At 43.9% G+C, this 20,554-nt stretch carries 14 protein-coding genes; 10 read left to right on the top strand and 4 right to left on the bottom strand.

Features of this window, described 5'->3' with window-relative positions; translation table 11 throughout:
- The first annotated feature begins 234 nt into the window (after window positions 1-234).
- Window positions 235-456, top strand: a complete 222-nt coding sequence (cspD, locus tag L1D60_RS07855; protein WP_239840587.1) for a cold shock domain-containing protein CspD — start codon at window positions 235-237, stop codon at window positions 454-456.
- A 129-nt stretch (window positions 457-585) separates the two neighbouring features.
- On the opposite strand, the gene L1D60_RS07850 is transcribed toward cspD, so the two are convergent.
- Window positions 586-2,811, bottom strand: a complete 2,226-nt coding sequence (locus L1D60_RS07850; RefSeq protein WP_239840586.1) for an NADP-dependent isocitrate dehydrogenase — start codon at window positions 2,809-2,811, stop codon at window positions 586-588.
- Between the two features lie 317 nt (window positions 2,812-3,128).
- Here L1D60_RS07850 and L1D60_RS07845 point away from each other — a divergent pair, with 317 nt between their 5' ends.
- Entirely contained in the window at window positions 3,129-3,866 is a 738-nt protein-coding gene (locus L1D60_RS07845; RefSeq protein WP_239840585.1) for a pseudouridine synthase, read from the top strand.
- A 159-nt stretch (window positions 3,867-4,025) separates the two neighbouring features.
- Here L1D60_RS07845 and L1D60_RS07840 read toward each other — a convergent pair whose 3' ends face one another.
- Window positions 4,026-5,027, bottom strand: coding sequence for a porin (locus tag L1D60_RS07840; RefSeq protein WP_239840584.1), 1,002 nt, complete (start codon window positions 5,025-5,027; stop codon window positions 4,026-4,028).
- 514 nt (window positions 5,028-5,541) lie between these two features.
- Here L1D60_RS07840 and dinG point away from each other — a divergent pair.
- The 5 genes from dinG to L1D60_RS07815 all read left to right on the top strand — a co-directional run bounded on the left by dinG (window position 5,542) and on the right by L1D60_RS07815 (window position 10,410).
- The gene (gene dinG, locus L1D60_RS07835; RefSeq protein ID WP_239840583.1) at window positions 5,542-7,617 is read left to right on the top strand and encodes an ATP-dependent DNA helicase DinG; all 2,076 of its coding nucleotides are present in this window, start codon (window positions 5,542-5,544) and stop codon (window positions 7,615-7,617) included.
- Window positions 7,618-7,727: 110 nt separating this feature from the next.
- Window positions 7,728-8,507 carry a TSUP family transporter gene (locus tag L1D60_RS07830; RefSeq protein ID WP_239840582.1) on the top strand — a complete coding sequence of 260 codons (780 nt, stop codon included), beginning with the start codon at window positions 7,728-7,730 and terminating at the stop codon, window positions 8,505-8,507.
- Window positions 8,508-8,525: 18 nt separating this feature from the next.
- Window positions 8,526-9,074, top strand: a complete 549-nt coding sequence (locus L1D60_RS07825) for a primosomal replication protein (RefSeq protein WP_239840581.1) — start codon at window positions 8,526-8,528, stop codon at window positions 9,072-9,074.
- Window positions 9,064-9,234, top strand: coding sequence for a pleiotropic regulatory protein RsmS (gene rsmS / locus L1D60_RS07820; protein WP_239840580.1), 171 nt, complete (start codon window positions 9,064-9,066; stop codon window positions 9,232-9,234). The genes L1D60_RS07825 and rsmS overlap by 11 nt, the downstream gene beginning before the upstream one ends.
- Window positions 9,235-9,276: 42 nt before the next feature.
- On the top strand, window positions 9,277-10,410 hold the full coding sequence (locus L1D60_RS07815; protein WP_239840579.1) for a cupin domain-containing protein: 1,134 nt from the start codon (window positions 9,277-9,279) through the stop codon (window positions 10,408-10,410).
- Window positions 10,411-10,483: 73 nt separating this feature from the next.
- On the opposite strand, the gene L1D60_RS07810 is transcribed toward L1D60_RS07815, so the two are convergent.
- On the bottom strand, window positions 10,484-12,601 hold the full coding sequence (locus L1D60_RS07810) for a methyl-accepting chemotaxis protein (protein WP_239840578.1): 2,118 nt from the start codon (window positions 12,599-12,601) through the stop codon (window positions 10,484-10,486).
- A gap of 453 nt (window positions 12,602-13,054) precedes the next feature.
- Between L1D60_RS07810 and emrD the strand changes: the two genes are divergently transcribed.
- From emrD to xthA, 3 genes are all read left to right on the top strand, one after another.
- Window positions 13,055-14,260: a multidrug efflux MFS transporter EmrD gene (gene emrD / locus L1D60_RS07805; RefSeq protein WP_239840577.1), complete on the top strand. Its 1,206-nt coding sequence runs from the start codon at window positions 13,055-13,057 to the stop codon at window positions 14,258-14,260.
- Window positions 14,261-14,592: 332 nt separating this feature from the next.
- Window positions 14,593-16,683, top strand: coding sequence for a S9 family peptidase (locus L1D60_RS07800; RefSeq protein ID WP_239840981.1), 2,091 nt, complete (start codon window positions 14,593-14,595; stop codon window positions 16,681-16,683).
- Window positions 16,684-16,844: 161 nt separating this feature from the next.
- The gene (gene xthA / locus L1D60_RS07795) at window positions 16,845-17,651 is read left to right on the top strand and encodes an exodeoxyribonuclease III (protein ID WP_239840576.1); all 807 of its coding nucleotides are present in this window, start codon (window positions 16,845-16,847) and stop codon (window positions 17,649-17,651) included.
- Window positions 17,652-17,701: 50 nt separating this feature from the next.
- Here xthA and L1D60_RS07790 read toward each other — a convergent pair whose 3' ends face one another.
- On the bottom strand, window positions 17,702-20,434 hold the full coding sequence (locus L1D60_RS07790; protein WP_239840575.1) for an ImpA family metalloprotease: 2,733 nt from the start codon (window positions 20,432-20,434) through the stop codon (window positions 17,702-17,704).
- Between the last annotated feature and the right edge of the window lie 120 nt (window positions 20,435-20,554).

Raw genomic sequence — 20,554 nt, 5'->3', positions numbered from 1 at the left:
CTACCAATTTCCTATTGACTGTGCTCAATCATTAGCTACATTGGAGCTAAAAGGTTTTTTTACATTAAAATTTAACAACACGGAATAATTACGCAAGGCAGCGATATTTCATGTCAGCAATGTAGAAGTTCAGAACAATGACGATAATTTTCGTCGTTTCAGAATCGTATCAATGACACTTTTTAAAGTTGATATAAACAACATCAGTAACAAAATGCATGAGGGATGTATAGCATGGCTACAGGTACAGTAAAATGGTTTAACAATGCCAAAGGGTTTGGTTTCATTTGTCCAGAAGGTGAAGAGGGTGACATTTTTGCACACTATTCAACGATTCAGATGGAGGGTTACCGAACACTCAAGGCGGGGCAACAAGTCGATTACGAAGTTGAAAGCGGCCCGAAAGGCTCACATGCAAGCTCCGTAGTACCAGTAGAAACTAACCAAACAAAGTAGTCGCTATTCATTTACTGCTCTTACTTAAACGCCCTGTTTAAAACAGGGCGTTTTTTGTTTGGCCAATAAAAAACGCCCCTAGCGGAGCGTTTTAAATAAGATTTAGATTTAGATTAACCTAAATCATAACTATGCATTAATCACAGCATTTAGTGTTGCGCTTGGACGCATTAGAGCTGAAGTCAAAGCATCGTCAAATAGGTAGTAACCACCCAGTTCACCTTTAACACCTTGCGCACTGTTTAGCTCACCAACGATTGCTTCTTCACTTTCAGATAGTTTAGCCGCTACGCTTGCAAACTCTTGTGCTAGCTCCGCATCTACCGTTTGCTCTGCAAGAGCCTTAGCCCAGTATGTCGCTAGGTAGTAGTGGCTACCACGGTTATCAAGTTCACCCACTTTACGAGATGGTGACTTGTTCATATCTAGGAATTCGCCTGTTGCTTTATCTAGAGCATCCGCTAGTACTTGAGCTTTAGCATTACCCGTTACTGTGCTTAGGTGCTCAAGCGAAGCCGCCAGTGCTAGGAACTCACCTAGAGAGTCCCAACGTAGGTGGTTCTCTTTTTCTACCTGTTGAACGTGCTTAGGAGCAGAGCCGCCAGCACCCGTTTCAAACAGACCACCACCGTTCATTAATGGAACGATAGATAGCATTTTCGCTGACGTGCCTAGCTCTAGAATTGGGAATAGATCCGTTAGGTAGTCACGTAGAACGTTACCCGTTACTGAGATTGTATCTAGACCTTCTTTGATACGAACTAGAGAGAACTTAGTTGCTTCAAGTGGAGAAAGAATCTTCAGTTCTAGACCATCTGTATCGTGCTCAGGTAGGTAAGCATTTACTTTCTTAATCAGCTCTGCATCGTGTGCACGAGACTCGTCTAGCCAGAATACTGCTGGAGTACCTGAAGCACGAGCACGTGTTACTGCAAGCTTAACCCAATCTTGAATTGGTGCGTCTTTCACCTGACACATACGGAAGATGTCGCCTTCTTCGACCGCTTGCTCAAGAAGAACTGCACCACTTGCGTCTACAACTTGAACCGTACCAGCAGCATCGAGGATGAACGTCTTGTCGTGAGAGCCATACTCTTCTGCTTTTTGAGCCATTAGGCCAACGTTTGGTACGCTACCCATTGTTGTTGGGTCAAAAGCACCATTCTCTTTACAGAAATCAATAACAGCTTGGTAGATGCTCGCGTAGCTACGATCTGGGATCATCGCTTTAGTATCTTTCTGCTTGCCATCTGGACCCCACATTTGACCAGAAGAACGCAGCATCGCTGGCATTGATGCATCAACAATGATGTCACTTGGTACGTGTAGGTTTGTGATGCCACGATCTGAATCAACCATTGCTAGAGGTGGTTGAGTCTCGTATACCGCTTGTAGATCAGCTTCGATAGCTTCTTTCTGGTCTTGTGGTAGAGATGCGATCTTAGCGTATACATCGCCAATACCGTTGTTCACATCAACACCTAGCTCTTCAAACAACTGACCGTGCTTTGCGAATACGTCTTTGTAGTAAACCTTAACCGCATGACCAAAGATCACAGGGTCAGAAACTTTCATCATTGTCGCTTTCATATGCAGAGAAAGCAGTACATCCTGCTCTTTTGCTGAAGCAATCTCTTTTTCAAAGAAAGCAACAAGCGCAGCCTTGTTCATTACTGAGGTATCGATGATCTCTTTATCTTGCAGAGCGAAAGCTGGTTTCAGTGTTTTCTTCGCGCCATCTTGACCAACAAACTCGATGCTTACTTCTGTTGCACCGTCGATAGTGGTTGATTTTTCGCTACCGAAGAAGTCTTTACCGTCCATGCTCGCTACATGAGACTTAGAATCTGCAGCCCATGCACCCATTGAGTGTGGGTTTTTCTTCGCGTAATTTTTTACAGAAAGTGGCGCACGACGGTCAGAGTTACCTTCACGTAGTACAGGGTTTACTGCACTACCTTTAATCTTATCGTAAGTTGCTTTGATCGCTTTCTCTTCGTCAGTGCTTGCTTCTTCTGGGTAGTTAGGAAGCGCGTAACCTTTCGCTTGAAGCTCTTTAATGGTTGCTTGAAGTTGTGGGATAGACGCTGAAATGTTAGGAAGCTTGATGATGTTTGCTTCCGGTGTTTTTGCCAACTCGCCAAGTTCAGCAAGTGCATCACCAATACGTTGCTCTTCAGTTAAGTAATCAGGGAAGTTAGCAATAATACGCCCTGCAAGTGAGATATCACGAGTATCAACGTTGATACCAGAAGAAGCAGTGAATGACTGAATGATAGGCAGTAGAGAGTATGTCGCTAGTGCTGGTGCTTCGTCTGTAATCGTATAGATGATGGTTGGTTTTTCAGTAGGCATGAAATTTCCCTATAGTTCTGACAAGCTCACTCATCGTGAGAATGTTTAAATTGACCAGTAGACAGTGCTTGAGAGCAACGAAGGTCTACTCGATAGTCGTACTCTATCTTATTTTTCATACCGTTTTATGACGGCATGAACCAAATCCGTGAGTGCGTTGTTATAATAAAACACGTTGGTATAATTAAACAAATTGGGCGTTATAGTCCATTAACTTGTTCTATTTTGTGTCTTTTAGGCGCGCAAATGATAGCTCAATTCCGTTTCAGTGAAAACTTTTCAGCACACTTCGTTTACATTTTTGCAAGGTAGTTAACATGTCTACTCGCTCTCGTAGCACTTCGCGCTCTAATGGCTCCTCTCGACAAGGTGGTCAATTTAAACAAGGCAGCAATACCTCATCGCGTCAAAACCACAAAGGAAATGAACGCCGCTCCTCTTCTACAAGCAAGAGTCATTCATCCAGTAAACAGCGCTACAAACGTAAACCAAGCAACGATAAACCTAGAGTCGTTCTTGAAGACAGAAAAGTGATTCTCTTCAATAAGCCATTCGACACGTTGAGTCAGTTTACCGACGGTGAAGGCCGAAAAACTCTAGCTGACTTTATCCCCGTCAAAGACGTTTATGCCGCAGGCCGCTTGGATCGAGACAGCGAAGGATTAATGGTGTTAACTAATGATGGTATTTATCAAGCTAAGTTGACTCAACCTAACTCTAAATCACCGAAAACCTATTGGGTACAAGTAGAAGGTGCTCCAACAGAGAACGATTTAGATAAATTGAGAAAAGGTGTCGAGCTCAAAGATGGTATGACATTACCAGCCAAAGTAGAGGTTATGCCAGAGCCTAGTGTTTGGGAACGTAATCCACCAGTGCGATTTCGTGCAACGATTCCAACAACATGGCTTGCCATTACGATCATCGAAGGGCGTAATCGTCAAGTACGTCGTATGACGGCTAATATCGGATACCCTACTCTGCGCCTTATTCGCTATTCAATGGGTGGGATGACTTTAGATGATTTGCAGCCAGGGGAATGGAAAGAGGTTTGAAGTAGCAACCACCAGCCTAACACTGACACAAAACAAAATTAGCCGCATACCACGGCTAATTTTATATAAATTTACAACTATTCATTACATTCAAACGTAAAAAAGCCAGTCGAAAGACTGGCTTTTATCAATTTCTAAGACTTGCTAATTAAGCAATGATTAGAAGCTGTAGAACATTGCAGCGAATACGTAAGTTTCTTCGTCTTTAGCAGAGTCACCAGTGTCTACGTCTTGTAGGATATCGATACCCATGTCTACACGGTCGTTAAGAGTGTACATAGCAGCGATGTTCACGCGAGACATGTCTACGTCAGCAGTACCAGCAACTTGTGAATCAGTAGTTACACCGTTGTAACCTGCAGCTAGAGTTAGTTGCTCAGTTACTGGGTAAGAACCAGATAGGTAGTAACCAGTTTCAGTTTTACCAGTGTTTGTAGAAGTTTCTAGATCGTTAACCCAGAAGTTTGCACCAAGAGTTGCAGCACCTACTTTTACGTTACCAGATAGAGATACGATTTCTTCGTCTTCGTTACCGTTTTCACGAGTTTCGTAACCAGCGTAGATGTTGAATACTTCTTGCTCTACACCGAAGTAACCATTGTAACCAGTTTCAGCTGCTTCACGGTCATCGTCAGTTTCGAAAGTAGAGATACCGTATGCAAATGCAGAAGCTTTACCTTCAAATTTGATTACGTTGAATGCGTCAGAAGTGTCGCCTGCAGAAGAACCAAACTCGTAAGTTGTATCACCAGCGCCATCTACTTTATCAAGAGCAGTGTCGTTTTCCCAACCGAAAGAAAGTAGACCGAAATCAGTCTCGTAACCTAGCCATGCTTTATCTACGTCAGTAGCTGGGCCAGATTGGATTGCTTTCTTAGACTCGTCAGTGCTGTAGTTCATCTCTAGATCGATTTCTAGGTAACCACGTAGACGGTTGTTTTGGTAGATAGTTGCAACTGTTACAGCTGTTGCCCAGTCATCGTATAGAGCTTTAGAAGCTGTATCGTAGTAACCACCTAGACCGATTGCACCAGAAACTGAAAACTGGTCTTTGTGCATTGGGTCAAATTCGAACTCTGGCTTAGAGTTTTGAGTATCAACGTTTGCGAATGCAGAAGTAGAAGCTGCTGCTACTACTAGAGCTAATAGAGTCTTTTTCATAATAAATCCACTGCCTTTTCTAAGAATGGGAGATCCTTGCCCGGTTCCCTTTTTATTTTTTGTGATGGTCATTACCACTCTTTGTTGGTTAATCACCGTCACTAAATTTCGAGGTCTAGATTGCAAAAGATTATCCTGCGTGTCAAATAAACTAAAAACAAACCTAAAAAAAAGACAAATTAAACAAATTCAATCACTTACAATTTTTTTCATCATTTTACGAGACACTTCTCGGCCTGTTTTAGCAAAAATATAATAGACCTAAAAACAACCAACATAGTTAAAAACACCAAAAAACACACACCAAACAACCAATTTTCAGAGTTATACACTTAAAGTGGTATTTTTTTTGATATTTATATTTCGCACAATAAATAAAATCGCTAACTTCATGAAGGTTCAGTTTTTTTTTGTGAACAAGATCTACCTTTGATTCAAAAGCGACCTATTTCGCGGAAAATGAACAGGCTAGTGAAATGTGCTACTATCGCGGCTTCGTTACTTGGGTCACAGTATGCTAACCACTAAAATACAAAATTCTATTCGCACTAGTTATCAAAACCTTCAATCTCAGTTGGAAAACTTTGTACCTAGACGCGCTCAAAACTATCTTGTTGCTGAAATAGCGAAGACACTATGTGGGCAATACCACAAGAGTAACCGCATGATTGTGGCTGAGGCTGGTACTGGAATCGGTAAATCGCTCTCTTACTTAATGGCGACAATTCCTGTCGCGGTGCTCAACAACCGAAAAATCATTATTTCAACTGCGACTGTGGCGCTACAAGAGCAGCTCGTAAATAAAGACCTCCCTCTATATAGACGACTCACCGACAGAGAGTTCTCTTTTATCTTAGCGAAGGGCAGGCAACGGTATTGTTGTGCCGAAAAGCTTGCAGTGGCGTGTGGCGCTGATGGTGGCCAGATGGCGATGTTTGAATCTAAGCCGAAGAAGAAAGACATAGAGCAACTGGAAACCATGTACCGAAGCTTTGCTCAAGGTAAATGGGATGGCGATAGAGACTCGTGGCCTAAACCTATTGACGACATGATTTGGCAAATGATCGTGAGCGACAAGCACAGCTGCAACAACAGTATGCCTGCACATCGAGACTGCCCTTTTCAGAAAGCCCGCTCCGAACTTGATAAAGCGGATGTGATTATTGCGAACCACAGTTTGGTCATGGCAGATGCAGACTTAGGCGGTGGCGTTATTCTCCCAGAGCCTGAGAACAGTATTTATGTATTCGATGAAGCACACCATTTACCTCACGTTGCGCGTGATCACTCATCGGCTGCAGCAAGTTTAAAAGGTGCCGCTTCATGGTTAGAACGTTTGAATCAATCGATCAGCAAACTTTCAGGCCTAGCAGAAGAGAAACGAGTCTATCGATTCAGAAATGAGCTTCAAGACTCAGTTCAACAGCTCATACCAACCCTTTCTCAGTTGAGTAATCGCTTTGATGCAACACAATTTGAAGATGGCTTATATCGTTTCGAGCATGGTGATCTTCCCGAATGGCTTGAAACCGAATCAAAAGACCTAAAGCAGTTAAGCCAGAAAGCGAGTCAAGCCGTCGCAAAGATTGCAGACCTTATCGCAGAAAGAGTGAAAGACGGCGAGCTTTCCGCCAAACTCGCGGAACCAGCCCTCGCTGAAATTGGCTTCTATATACAGCGAACAGAAAACCTCGCACAAGTCTGGCGCTTAATGGCAGAGCCCAAACGAGAAAAAGGCGCACCTCTTGCACGCTGGTTAGAACTAAATAAAGAGAGTGAAGGCGATTTCATTGTTAATGTGTCGCCTTTAGAGGTTGGCTGGCAGTTGGATCAGCAGATTTGGAGCCGTTGCGTCGGTGCGGTTCTCGTCTCAGCGACCATGCGAGCTTTAAACTCATTCAGTTTCTTCTGCCATCAGGCCGGCATCAGTCAAAAACCTGAGGATGGTGTGCAGTTTCTTGCGTTAGCGTCTCCGTTTGATTATCAAAATCAAGCCGAGCTAGTAGTTCCAGCAATGAAGTACGAACCACAAGCTCCGCAGTTTACTGAATATCTTATCGAGATTTTGCCTAAGGTAATTGAAGACAACAAAGCCAACCTCGTTTTATTCTCTTCATACTGGCAAATGAATCAGGTTGCTGAAGGTTTATCCACAGATTTCGTTAAAAAGGGTTGGGCTTTGCAAGTGCAAGGCGATACATCACGTGCGGAAATTCTAAAAAAACATAAAAACCTTATAGATAAAGGAAAAACCAGTGTGCTTTTCGGTACAGGTAGCTTTTCAGAAGGGCTTGATTTACCAGGCGAGCTATTGGAAAACCTCGTTATTACCAAGATTCCGTTTGGTGTTCCTACCTCACCTGTAGAGCAGGCTCATTCAGAATACATCGAGTCCAAGGGAGGAAATCCGTTTATGCAAATCACGGTTCCTGAAGCGAGTAAAAAACTGATCCAATCTGTCGGTCGACTACTGCGTAAAGAACGAGATTCTGGTAAAGTCACGATCCTTGATCGACGCATAGTCACAAAGCGTTATGGCAAGTCCTTATTAGACTCTCTACCGCCTTTTAAACGTACGATAAAATATTAACGAATTGAGCTGCAAACGCACTCCTAATAAAAACTGTTTTTGATTTGCTGACCAGCAAATTACAAAGCTACGCTGCTCATACAGCATATAACGAGAATAATAGCTATTTTATGGAAATGATTGAACCAACCATGTTGGTCATATTAGCCCTAGTTGCCTTTGCTGCGGGTTTTATTGATGCCGTTGCCGGTGGCGGCGGTATGCTAACCGTACCTACTTTATTGTCTCTGGGACTACCTCCTCATATTGCGCTCGGCACCAATAAGCTTGCAGCTACATTTGCGTCTTCAACAGCCGCGTTTACCTATTACAAGAAAAAGCTGTTCAAGCCTCAATGTTGGCTCAACGCTTTTGTTGCAACTTTAATTGGCGCGACAGTCGGAACTCTAGTCGTCGACGCCATCAGTACAGAATGGCTTGAAAAAGTGCTTCCTCTTGTGATTTTGGCCGCTGCGATCTACACCATTTTTCACAAAACGCCGAATGCAAACCAGAGCGTGCCACTCAAGCCATGCCCAGTTTTGAAGAAGAAACAGATAGCTCAAGGTTTTACATTAGGGTTTTATGATGGCGTGGCTGGTCCCGGAACCGGAGCGTTCTGGACAGTGAGTTCTATGGCTCTTTATCGCCTAAACATTTTGCTCGCATCTGGTTTATCGAAGGCGATGAACTTCACCAGCAATTTCACCTCTTTAGTTACGTTCGCAATCCTAGGTCATATTGATTGGGTTCTTGGATTGACGATGGGCGTTTGCTTAATGGTTGGCGCATTTGTTGGGGCTCATTCAGCTATCCGTTTTGGCGCTAAGTTTATCCGCCCGGTCTTTGTTACGGTAGTGAGTATCCTTGCCATCAAACTCGCTTACGAAGCTTGGTTTGTAAATCTTTAACTAAACGAACGTTTGGGCATGTCTAAATTCAATCAACTCGCTAAGATACTTGAAACCTTAATCGGCCACTGTCAACAAGTCGATGGAGCGCGTGGTGCTTATCATCAACCACTATTTGATAGCACGCTATTTAACTCACGGGCAAAATTATTAATGCCCTACGCGCTTGAAGCGCAAGCGAACTATAAGCGTATCTTACTCGAACAAAGTCACCAGCAATTATCTGCCGAGAGAGCCCTACACTTAACGGAAAAGCTGACTAATCAAGTCGCAGCGCTACAACGCGAACTGGCAAACTATGATTTGCGTAGTGATCGAAGCTTCAACCAAGAGCACTCGACCAATCAGCTCTACAACAACCTCGCGCAACATCAAGACTGGCACAATCGATTATCAAACATAGTTCAACAGAGAAAGGCATCATTTGATTCCGCTCCCGCCTATCAAAAAGAACAGGCAGAGAAAGCATGGAAACTGGCGACTGAGCGACTAGAGCGCTGTGAAGAGTCCATGAAAAAGATACACAGACAGATAGATTTAGAGGTTCCCAATAGAGATGAGCACTGAACAAACCCAGTCACCACTTGATAACGCTCCAGATGAGATCAAACTTGCGGTTGATCTTATCTACCTTTTTGAGAGCAACGAAATCGATCCCAAGGTTGCTTTAGAGGCAATTAAGATCGTCGAGAAAGACCTTCAAGCTAAATTAGCACCTAGCACCTAGCACCTAGCACCTAGCACCTAGCACGAATATAACAGGATACACATGTACCAACTTAACTTCTCTATGGCCGAGTTTGTAGAACAATACTGGCATAAACAACCAACCATCATCAAAGGCGGATTCAAAGATTTCGTTGACCCGATCAGCCCAGAAGAACTGGCAGGCCTATCAATGGAAGAAGAAGTCGACTCTCGCTTTGTATCTAACCAAGATAACAAATGGTCGGCTGAACACGGTCCATTTAGTGAAGATAAGTTTGGTCAGCTCCCTCAAAGCCATTGGCAACTTATTGTTCAAGCTGCCAACCATTGGCATCAAGGAGCTGCCCAATTGGCAGAATCATTTCAAGCCCTTCCGAACTGGCTATTCGATGATCTTATGATCTGCTACTCAGCGGAGCATGGTGGTGTAGGTCCTCATATTGATCAATATGATGTGTTTATCGTGCAAGGTCATGGCAAGCGCCAGTGGAAAGTGGGGGCGAAAGACGAAGGGCAATACACAGAGAGCATCCAAGCTTCTGCACTGCGTCAAATTGAGGGTTTTGAGCCTATCATCGACCAAGTGTTAGAGCCTGGTGATATTCTGTACATCCCACCAGGTTTCCCACATGAAGGTACCACCTTAGAGCCTTCAATGAGCTACTCCATTGGCTACCGCTCACCGAAAGAGCAGGAGCTAATCAGCAACTTTGCCGACTTCGTATTAGCGCATGACATGGGTGACACACATCTCCATGATCCACAGTTCAAGACGCAAAATAACTTCGGTCAGATACGCCAATCAGACCTTGCAAGCCTGACAAAAATGCTACATTCAGCACTTGAGCAACCAAACACAGTCAGTGACTTTATGGGATGTCTACTTAGTCAGTCACGCCATCAACTTGATATCGTTGCTCCTGATCCACTATGGCGTGCCGAAGAAGTCTCTAACCATTTAGCAGCACAAGGTGAGATCTACAAAGTTTCAGGCCTTAAAGCGCTATACCACGAAACTGAGACCAACATTGCTTACATCAATGGTGAAGTTATTAAGGTTGAAGATAATGACAGCGCTCTATTAACGTCGCTGTGTAATGACTCAGTCATCACATCAGAGAATGCCTTAAGTCCATCCGCTATTGCTCTTATCACTAACCTAGTCAACAAAGGCTACTGGTTCATCGAAGAGTAGTTACGCAGTTAACGCATACCAAAAGGGACACGCATATACGTGTCCCTTTTTAGTTTTGTAGCTATCTGCAACTCTAAACCTTGAACTGGTTTACTAAGGCTTGTTGCTGTTGCGATAGGGTATCAATCTGATTCCCCTGCTCTTCTGACGCCGAAGCTTGCTCAAGAATTTGTGCACTTAGGTCACGAATATTCACTACACTCTGATTCACTTCACCAGATACCGATTGTTGCTCTTCAGCCGCTCTCACGATCTGATTGTTCATGTCACTAATGGCTTCAATCGATGTAAAGATTGAGCCTAAATCTTCAACCGCATTTTGAACGTGTAGAGCCGTATCATTGGCTAAAATGTTACCCTCTTGAATCGCTTCCACGACATCCTGAGTTCCTGCTTGAACTTTATCAATGACCTGGCGAATTTCTCCAACCGAGGCCTGGGTGCGACTAGCAAGGTTTCGTACTTCATCGGCTACCACAGCAAAGCCTCTACCTTGTTCACCCGCACGGGCAGCTTCAATCGCAGCATTCAACGCCAACAAGTTGGTTTGCTCAGAGATGCCTTCAATGACACCCAAAATGTCTGTGATGTTTGCATTGTTCTTGGCTAACTCTTCGACAATCGGAACGGCACTAGACATACGTTCTACCAGCTTTCTCATTTCACCAGCAGACAACTCAATAACTTGCTGACCTTGCTTCGCTGAAGAATTTGCTTCACTCGCAGCGCCTACCGCGATTTCAGCATTCTGTACAACGAGACTTGCAGTCTGAGTCATCTCTTCTGCTGCGGTTGCAACTAGGTCGACTTCCTTGAATTGTGATTCACTGCTTTGACGTGTGCTTGAAGCCGAAGCCTTTGCTGCACTTGTAGTGCTAGCGACTTGCTCTGATGTCGCGATCACTTCTTTGATCGTCGGTTGCAGTTTATCTAGGAAACGGTTAAAGCCTTGAGCCAGTTGTCCTACTTCATCTTGGGACTTCACTTCAAGTCGTTGGGTGAGATCACCTTCACCAGAGGCAATATCATCAAGCCTTTCAACTACTTGACGAATAGGCTTAACAATCGAAAGCGACGCAAACGCGATGATAGCTAAACCAATTAAAATAAATAGACCACCAGCGATCATCTCGGTTTTGATACCTTCACTCAGTTTGTCACTAATGATGGCATCAAGCAGGTTGGCATCAGCGACTACGCTGTCGCGTGGGATCTCTAACAAGATTCCCCACGTTTGGTTTGCAGCAACAACCGGGGCAAAAGCTAATAGCCACTCGCCATTGTCACTCCACTGAGTCATCGTTTCTCCGCCAAACATGAAATCTGTGAGTTGGTCGTTACTCGTATGGTTACTAGCAAACTGTGAACCCGTTGCAATAGAAGCGTTGTCTGCAGCAATTACGGAGCCATCTAAGCTCACCACGTAAATCGCGCCGTTACCTTCGAATAATTCAGCATCTGATTCTGCAACAATTTGAGTAAGTGCATCCAAGCGAAGATCAATGCCGAGGAAACCAATCGCCGTATCATCAACCATTATCGGTACCGAGATAGAAGATGTTAGCAGTGACTGACCACCACTAGTCACAACCTTTGGCGTACTGATACATGTTTGGCCACTCGACAACGGACAATAAAAGCGTTCGCTGTTTGAGTTATCGTTTAGGATTTGTTCAGAGAGAACATTAGCCAGTACATTTTCTCCGTTGTCAGCTACTTTCCAATATGGCGCAAAACGACCCACTTCGTTAGAACCTACATAGTCTGCATCCACATAGTTGCCATCTTCACCGTCTAACATATCTGGACGAAACACCAAGTAAGCACCGAGTATTGAGTCAAAGTCCAACACCGAACGACGAATCATCTCGTCTAAGGCGGTTCTTAACTCTTCGCTTGGCGTGAAGTTCTCTTCAGCGTTTGTTTTTAGAAACTTTGCACTCGCGGCCAACATTTCAGCACGATAGATAGCCTCATCTACATAACGTTGAGTTTCTTGTGCATTTAACTGCGAAACTGAAGCCAATAGTTGTTCAGTTTTGTTAATGACAGAGTCCGAACTTTGGGACTTTATCACCTGTTGATTACTAGAAGCGTTGTAGATCGAGAAACCAATAAGAGAGAGTGACGTGATGATTAAACAACACCCAGCCAAAAGGGTGATTTTCCACTGTACCGAAAGTGAGCGCATTGAATATCCTTATTTAAGCCAAAAGACTTCCGTGAACCTAAAAACATACCGATAGCAAAAATACCATTCTACTTATGTCTATTAGACGAATAGCTTAGCCGACAATTACAGCACAAATCGGTCACATATAAAACGAAAGTTTATATAAATGTTAATAAATCGTATCTTTCTATTTTTACACACTGATTTTCAATCACTTTCGACTTGTCAAAGAGGCATGTCAATGAAGCCGACCCACACGTTTAACATCTTTAAATATAACCAATTTCGGATTATTTTTTCTAATCCATGTTATAGATTTTTATCTTGTTCAACTTCACACTTTTTGATTGCTAATTCGGCAATCAAACTCTAACATCTCGCGCCTAGATTCCCTAATCGCTTTATTCAATTGGCTCTCCATAATGGAGCGCTAAGGCTTTTTACGTTTTTAATTTTTGGAGAGATACGCAAATGTCCGCCTCGTTTCCATTAGCGAAACTTACCTTTTTAATCGCTATTCTGACAGCCGTAGGTCAAATGACTCAAACGATGTACGTGCCTTCTATCGGTCATATGGCAGGTGAGTTCTTGGTTTCTGCGTCTTCACTTCAAGCAGTAATGGCGTGTTACCTGATCCCTTATGGTTTGTCGCAATTTGTTTACGGTCCGCTTTCTGATCGCCTCGGTCGTAAACCAATCATCGTCGCAGGCTTAGTCATCTACATCCTAGGTACCTTAGTCGCCCTATTCGCTCATGAATACGAATGGTTCTTGGCGGGTAGCTTTATTCAAGGACTGGGAATCGGTTGTGGCGGCGCGATGTCTCGTACATTGACTCGCGACTGTTTTGAGGGCGCTGAATTACACCGTGCGAACAGCTTAATCAGCATGTGTGTGATTTTCTCCCCATTGATGGCACCTGTACTGGGCGGTTACCTAACAGAAGCTTTCGGCTGGCGTTCTAGCTATTTGTTTCTCGCGCTGTTTGGTATCGCTGTTGTGATCACCATGATGACGAGCATGATGGAAACATTGCCAAAAGAGCGACGCAAACATGAGTCGGTCGTCAACAGCTACAAGTTTGTTCTATCAGACAAACGCTTCCAAGGCTTCTTATTGGTATTGGTGGCAACATTTGCAGGCGTAGCTGTGTTCGAAGCAGCCGCAGGTGTATTGCTTGGTGGTGTACTTGGTTTGCCAGCAACCACGGTAAGTTTACTATTTGTGTTACCGATTCCTGGTTACCTCGTGGGTGCTGGCCTATCGAGTTACATCGCACAACGTCGTTCTGAGCGCCGCGCGTTGAATGTAGGTTTGGTATCGATCTTAGTTGGCTCAGCTGTCGTGCTTATCCCAGGCCTATTCGGTCTAACAACAGCATTAACTTTGATTGGCGGTGCAACCATTTACTTCTTAGGTGCTGGTATCTTATTCCCAGCAGCAACAACGGGAGCCCTTTCGCCATTCCCATACCACGCAGGTACTGGCGGCGCGATCTTAGGTGGTATGCAGAACTTAGGTGCTGGCATCGCAACACTGTTGGCATCGTTCTTCCCAGCTCAAGATCAACTGCCACTGGGTTGCTTGATGATTACCATGTCGCTTATCGCTATGCTTGGTTTACGTTGGGTTAATCGTAAGCCTGACCACTCAAACGAAATGCCATTGGCTATCTAAAACAAACTCGAACCTTGCCCAAACAAAGAAGAGGGACATGCTGAAAAGTGTGTCCCTTTTTTACTACCCGTTTACCCTCGTCTCATGTCTACCACTAATTTCACCAAACATTACTTTGATTTTTAAAAAACAATAACAGACACTTACGATGAAAGTGCATATCCAGAATCCAATTATAAATAATATCACTGGAAGGAAACTAACCACTAAAGGATGCTGGCAATAAAACGAGTAAGGTGCACGCTAAGGATATAAAGATGCGTTTCGCTTTAACCACATTAGCCGTATCGGTCGCGCTTGTCGCCGGATGCAGCAATCAAGGAATAACAACCATGAACCACTACTCTCCATCGCAACTCATCGCTCAACAAACCCAAGCTCCCGTTGCTAAGAAAGTCCCTCATTCAATGACGACTCATGGTGACACAAGAATTGATGATTTCTATTGGATGCGCGATGACGAGCGCCAAGACCCAGAGATATTGCAACACCTCCAGCAAGAGAACCAATATGCCGAGGCTGTTCTGAAGCATACAGAAGCATCTCAAAAACAATTATTTGAAGAGATCAAAGGCCGAATCGCGAAGGACGACAATTCGGTACCGGTTCGCAAAGGCAGCTACTACTACTCAAATAAAGTCACAGGTGACAACGAATACCCAGTTCATTTGCGCGAAAAACACTTTTTAGGAATAGACAAACAAGTCATCTTAGACGTTAACGAACTCGCCAAAGAACATGAATTTTTCAGTATTAGTGGTCTATTTGTCAGCCCGAGCGAAAATATGTTGGCCTATGGCGAAGATACTCTGAGCCGCCGTATTTACACCATTAAGATTAAAGACCTGACGACAGGTGAATACCTAAACGATGAAATTAAAGGGGCTTCGAGCGCTATCGCATGGCAAAACGACAACCAAGCCTTCTACTACATCAAGAAAGATCCACAAACTTTACTCGGTTATCAAGTTTACCGCCACGTATTGGGAACACCTCAAACAAATGATGAGCTGATCTACGAAGAGACTGACAGCGCTTACTACACCAGCATCAGTAAGAGTAAAGATGGCCAGCAGGTATTCATCTGGCACTCGAGCACAGAAACCAGTGGTGTTTCAATTATTGATGCCAACAACCCAAATGCAAAAGCAGAAGCCTTCTACCCAAGAGAAACGGGTATTGAGTACAGCATCGCCAAGCTAGAGGATTGGTATTACATCTACACCAACTACCAAGCAGTCAACTTCCGTTTGATGAAAACAACGGCTGAAAATATGCATGACCGTTCAAAATGGGTCGATGTCATTCCAGCTGACGACAACGTACAGCTTGTCGATTTTGAGCTGTTTAATGATCATCTGGTTTACGAGCAGCGTTCAAATGGATTGTCTACAGTGAAGGTTCGTCAACTATCTACAGGCAAAGAGTTTCCACTTGAGTTCAATGACACCGCTTTTGCTGCCTACCTAACTAGCAACTATGAGTTAGATAACTCAAAAGTACGAGTCTATTACAGCAGCTTAACGACTCCGGGTACTTACTATGACTTCGACCTAACGACAGGTGAATCTGAGATCATGAAGCAAACGCCGGTATTAGGTGATTTCGACGCGGATAATTACCAATCAGAGCGAATCATGATTACGGCTCGCGATGGTAAGCAAGTGCCTGTCTCTTTGGTTTATCGCAAAGATCTCTTCAGGAAAGACGGCACTAACCCAATTTACCAATACGGCTATGGGTCTTACGGCTCGACCATAGAACCGACCTTCAGCTCAGTTCGCCTTAGCCTGCTAGATCGAGGCTTCGTTTATGCCATCGCACATATTCGTGGTTCGGAAATGCTAGGACGCCCTTGGTATGAAGATGGCAAAAAGCTGACTAAACAAAACACGTTCAATGATTTTATCGATGTAACTAAGGGTCTAGTTGAAGAAGGTTACGGCGCTAAAGATAAAGTGTTCGCAGTAGGTGGTTCAGCTGGCGGTCTGTTGATGGGAGCAATCATCAACCAAGCGCCTGAGTTATATCGAGGCATTGGGGCTCATGTTCCATTTGTGGATGTAGTAACGACCATGCTTGATGAGTCGATTCCTCTAACGACCAACGAGTACGACGAATGGGGTAACCCAAATAATAAGACCTACTACGATTACATGTTGAGTTACTCGCCATACGACAACGTGAAAGCTCAGAATTACCCGAATATGTTGGTGACAACAGGTCTGCATGACTCGCAAGTACAATACTTTGAACCTATGAAGTGGGTTGCGAAGCTGCGTGAGATGAAAACAGACAACAACGTACTAGTGTTCAAAACCGACATGGAAGCAGGTCACGGTGGTGCATCGGGTCGATTTAAACGACTGAAAGAAGACGCACTGGAATACGCGTTCTTTTTAGATTTACTCAAGACTCAGTAGATTCAACGTTAGTATCCACACCATTTCATGTCGCCATTTTGTCTCTACAAGTGGCGACATACATTATGAAGCGTGGTTAAATACGATTAACTATGAAACTCACCAAATCAAATAATCTTTGCTGCACTATAGGCAAAGGTTTACGAGAGGTATAAAAATAAATGAAAGTAATTAGCTTCAACATCAATGGCCTAAGAGCCCGCCTTCATCAACTGCAAGCAGTTATCGATAAGCACCAACCAGATGTTATTGGCCTACAAGAAATCAAAGTTCATGACGAAGCTTTTCCACTCGCTGATGTCGAAGCTATGGGGTATAAGGTTTACTTCCACGGTCAAAAGGCGCACTACGGTGTCGCGATGCTATGTAAGCAAGAGCCTATCTCTGTGCAGAAAGGTTTCCCAACAGACAATGAAGAACATCAGAAACGTATGATCATGGCAACGTTTGAAGATGAGAATGGCGAGAAGACAACCGTACTCAATGGCTACTTCCCTCAAGGTGATAATATTAACCATGAGACTAAGTTCCCATACAAGCGTCAGTTCTACAAAGACCTAATGACTTACCTAAACGATCACCACAGCAATGACGAACAGATTGTTGTTATGGGTGATATCAACATCAGCCCAATTGATGCCGACATCGGTATCGGTGAACCAAACGCTAAACGTTGGTTGAAAACGGGCAAGTGCTCATTCCAACCAGAAGAGCGCCAATGGTTGAAAACACTATTAGATTGGGGCTTTATTGATACTTTCCGCCAGCTTCACCCTGATGTTACGGACCAATATTCATGGTTTGATTACCGCTCGAAGGGCTTTGTCGACAACCGCGGCCTTCGTATTGATGTGGTACTAGCAACTCAAAAACTTGCCGACAAGTGTACTGAAGCAGGCATCGACTACGAACTGCGTGGCATCGAAAAACCGTCTGATCACGCGCCGATTTGGTCAACATTTAAGTAGTCAGATTCTATGTAAAAGGGGGGAGCCACAGAGGCTCCCCCCTTTTTTCGTTAGTTAAGTGGCCAGGCTGTCACACCATCGACACTAATTGGAGTGGTAGCAAACTCATCAACGCAATACCCTTTGCTCGAACTTGCAAAGTAGGTCAACGGCATTGGGGTTAGGCTCAGAGTCGCTACTTGAGACTTGGCTTTATCGGTAAAACTAAAGCCCCACATGTCTAAATAGTTTCTCATATCACGCTCGTTAACGTAGCTTAATGCAATCAACAACCAGTCATCATTGGTGATTTGGTTTGCTTCATCTCTAGAATAGCTATCAAATCCAATCGTCTGTTTGTTGGTGTTCCAAAGCTCATCGCTGGATTTAAGGCGGTTAAACTCACGTTCTATCAAGTGAAGTCGTCCTAACATATGCCAGCCGTAATCCAATACGCCCTGCTCTTGTGCCAACATCATCATTTGAATGAAAACACGTGCTCCCCAACTCCAGCTAGTTTGATTTTGTTGAGCCATAAACGCATTGGGATCAGGTTGAGTACGACTTTGTTGAAGCAGTTCGTACTGACCTTTAAAGTCTAGACTCTGACACGAAGATTCTTTACCCGTGTCTCGATAGTATTGAGACTTACTGTAGTAAGAATAGTAGTTGGTTGTGGCGTGACCATCCCAACCACTAAAACGGAAACGACCTTTTTCTAAACCATGGCCTAGCTCATGCAAATCTCCATGGCCTAAAGGATGAAAAGACCAGTATGCATCATAAGGATTGCCAGAACAGCCATAGCCACAAGTCGCTTGGTCAGCATTCATATGTTTAACGATATCAATCGTCTCGACTTGCCAACCTTTGTTGTCTCCATACGTATGGATTTCAGCGATTTCATTGATACCTGGGCCTCTAAATCCTGCTAACGCATGTGGGAAATTGTGCATGTACCGCTCGGTTGCCAACGCCATGTCTCGTGGCTGATTCCAATCACTAGACCCGATGGATGTTTGCATCTTGTCTAGCTTTGAGTGCACCTCAAAACCCGGAGTAATCAATTCAGCCCAATCAAATTTCGCTTCCGCTAACTCGGCAACAAAACGCTCATTATCATCTTCACTCCGCCAAACTGGATGTTGAGCGACATTCTCGAATTTCAACTCGACATCAATATCATTCTTATCAAAATGCACCTGAAGTGTCCCGCCATAAGCGGAGGTCAAGGTGATGGTCTCTCCGTGTTCAACAGGATAAGCGACCGATGTTAGGAACTTTGGCCTTGCGTAGCCGCCATCTTTTGAAAACTCATGAGTAGCACCACTGCGCAATGAGTTGAATGCTATCGAAGTACTCACATCATTCTTATCGACACGTGTGACTTTGATTGTTTGGCCGGGTAACGCATACAAGCCCGCTGAGCGGAAATTACGTTTCGATTCCAGTGTCACCGTTTTAGTGCTCAGTTGAACATCTTCAAAGGTTTTAGTGCTGAAATTGCCTAAACTTGGTTGTGCGGGATTCAACGAACGACTTTGATATTGCGCATAATCACTAAAATAGGACTTTAGAAAATCGATTCGCTCAGTGCTGTTCTTATCCATCGGATAATTGACACCTTGTCGATAGCTGTCCGCCAAAAGCAGTATCAATTTTTCATATTCGTAATCACTGTTAGCAAACAAGTCAATTTTTTGCTTATCCAGATTGTTTAGGTGAGTACGGATGGTATTGGCGGCTTGGTAAAACTCAACGTCCATCAATGATTCATCGCTACACGACTTATCGTCACATAACTTAAGATCGACATTGAAGCTGTCATCTTTAAGGCGTTTAAGTAAAGCTTGCTCCGCCACAATAGAGTCTGGGATTTGATCGATTAATTGATTTGGGTCCCAATCCGACAAGCCTAATTTACGCCAGTAGTTATCACCGACATACTGGATGTGCATTTCAGCAAAAAGAGCGCGACCTAACTCAGTCATTCCTCCATCTAAATGCAAATACAGCACAGGGATCTGGTTTTCGAATGCGTATAATAGACCGTCGACTACATCGTTTAGGTCGTCTCCATCATTCAGCTTTTGGGAAATAATGAGAAGATCTGGCTTACCCTCAAGACAGGCCTTTAGTTTGCCCGCATCACATGCATCATCTTCGTTGATCGACGCTTCTGAATTGATTGTGTTTTTGATCCAATTTCGTGTCGCACCGTCATCAGGGAAATAGTAAGACTGATCTAATTGAGCCAACACGATCTTGGTTGGGTTGTCCGTCCCACTCGTCCAACTCAATAAGTTCTTCAGCCATGTCTCCATTTGCTCATTAACTGAATCCTGGAAGCGTTGTTGGGTTCGAAATGGATTACTTGCTAATGCCGCATATCGAGTTTGAGATGACGTGTAACCGGCGACACCGATAACGAGCTCTTGGTCAGCATAGTTCTCGTTCATCGCTTTATTGGTTTTAAGGATGGTATCGTTAAAGCCATAGGTGGGAGAGATAATGGCCGTATCATGGGTTGGATCCCAATGTAACTGATTAAGTGGTTGCCCATTGTCACCTCGAACTAAATGGGTCTTGATCTGGTTGTATTGATGATTGAGATTTGCAACTAAAGATTCGCTAGCGGATATAAACTCGTTGCTATCCGAGACCATAGAGGCATCTCCACTCTCAAGCGCTTTCTGTACAGCCGTTTTTGGTTGTGCTGAACCACCAGAACCGCTATCCCCTCCGCAAGCAGTTAGCAACAGAGAAGGGATAGCCATGCATAAGAATAGTGAGATTTTTTTCATTACTGTACGACACTCTAATAAGATTGAGCTGAGTGTATCTATCACTTGCATTAAATCAATTCACACCCCAAATATCATTTTAAGTTCGGAATGAAGTTAACGATTTTTGAAAAGCCATAA

Origin of the sequence: Vibrio sp. Isolate30 (assembly GCF_022397975.1) — a bacterium.
GTDB lineage: Bacteria > Pseudomonadota > Gammaproteobacteria > Enterobacterales > Vibrionaceae > Vibrio > Vibrio fortis.
The sequence above is the reverse complement of the archived record's forward strand: the minus strand, read 5'-3'. Positions and strand labels throughout refer to the sequence as shown.

Coding starts and splice junctions, on each gene's coding strand:
- cspD (WP_239840587.1), top strand. CDS start 235: ATGGCTACAGGTACAGTAAAATGGTTTAACAATGCCAAAGGGTTTGGT.
- L1D60_RS07850 (WP_239840586.1), bottom strand. CDS start 2,811: ATGCCTACTGAAAAACCAACCATCATCTATACGATTACAGACGAAGCA.
- L1D60_RS07845 (WP_239840585.1), top strand. CDS start 3,129: ATGTCTACTCGCTCTCGTAGCACTTCGCGCTCTAATGGCTCCTCTCGA.
- L1D60_RS07840 (WP_239840584.1), bottom strand. CDS start 5,027: ATGAAAAAGACTCTATTAGCTCTAGTAGTAGCAGCAGCTTCTACTTCT.
- dinG (WP_239840583.1), top strand. CDS start 5,542: ATGCTAACCACTAAAATACAAAATTCTATTCGCACTAGTTATCAAAAC.
- L1D60_RS07830 (WP_239840582.1), top strand. CDS start 7,728: ATGGAAATGATTGAACCAACCATGTTGGTCATATTAGCCCTAGTTGCC.
- L1D60_RS07825 (WP_239840581.1), top strand. CDS start 8,526: ATGTCTAAATTCAATCAACTCGCTAAGATACTTGAAACCTTAATCGGC.
- rsmS (WP_239840580.1), top strand. CDS start 9,064: ATGAGCACTGAACAAACCCAGTCACCACTTGATAACGCTCCAGATGAG.
- L1D60_RS07815 (WP_239840579.1), top strand. CDS start 9,277: ATGTACCAACTTAACTTCTCTATGGCCGAGTTTGTAGAACAATACTGG.
- L1D60_RS07810 (WP_239840578.1), bottom strand. CDS start 12,601: ATGCGCTCACTTTCGGTACAGTGGAAAATCACCCTTTTGGCTGGGTGT.
- emrD (WP_239840577.1), top strand. CDS start 13,055: ATGTCCGCCTCGTTTCCATTAGCGAAACTTACCTTTTTAATCGCTATT.
- L1D60_RS07800 (WP_239840981.1), top strand. CDS start 14,593: ATGAACCACTACTCTCCATCGCAACTCATCGCTCAACAAACCCAAGCT.
- xthA (WP_239840576.1), top strand. CDS start 16,845: ATGAAAGTAATTAGCTTCAACATCAATGGCCTAAGAGCCCGCCTTCAT.
- L1D60_RS07790 (WP_239840575.1), bottom strand. CDS start 20,434: ATGAAAAAAATCTCACTATTCTTATGCATGGCTATCCCTTCTCTGTTG.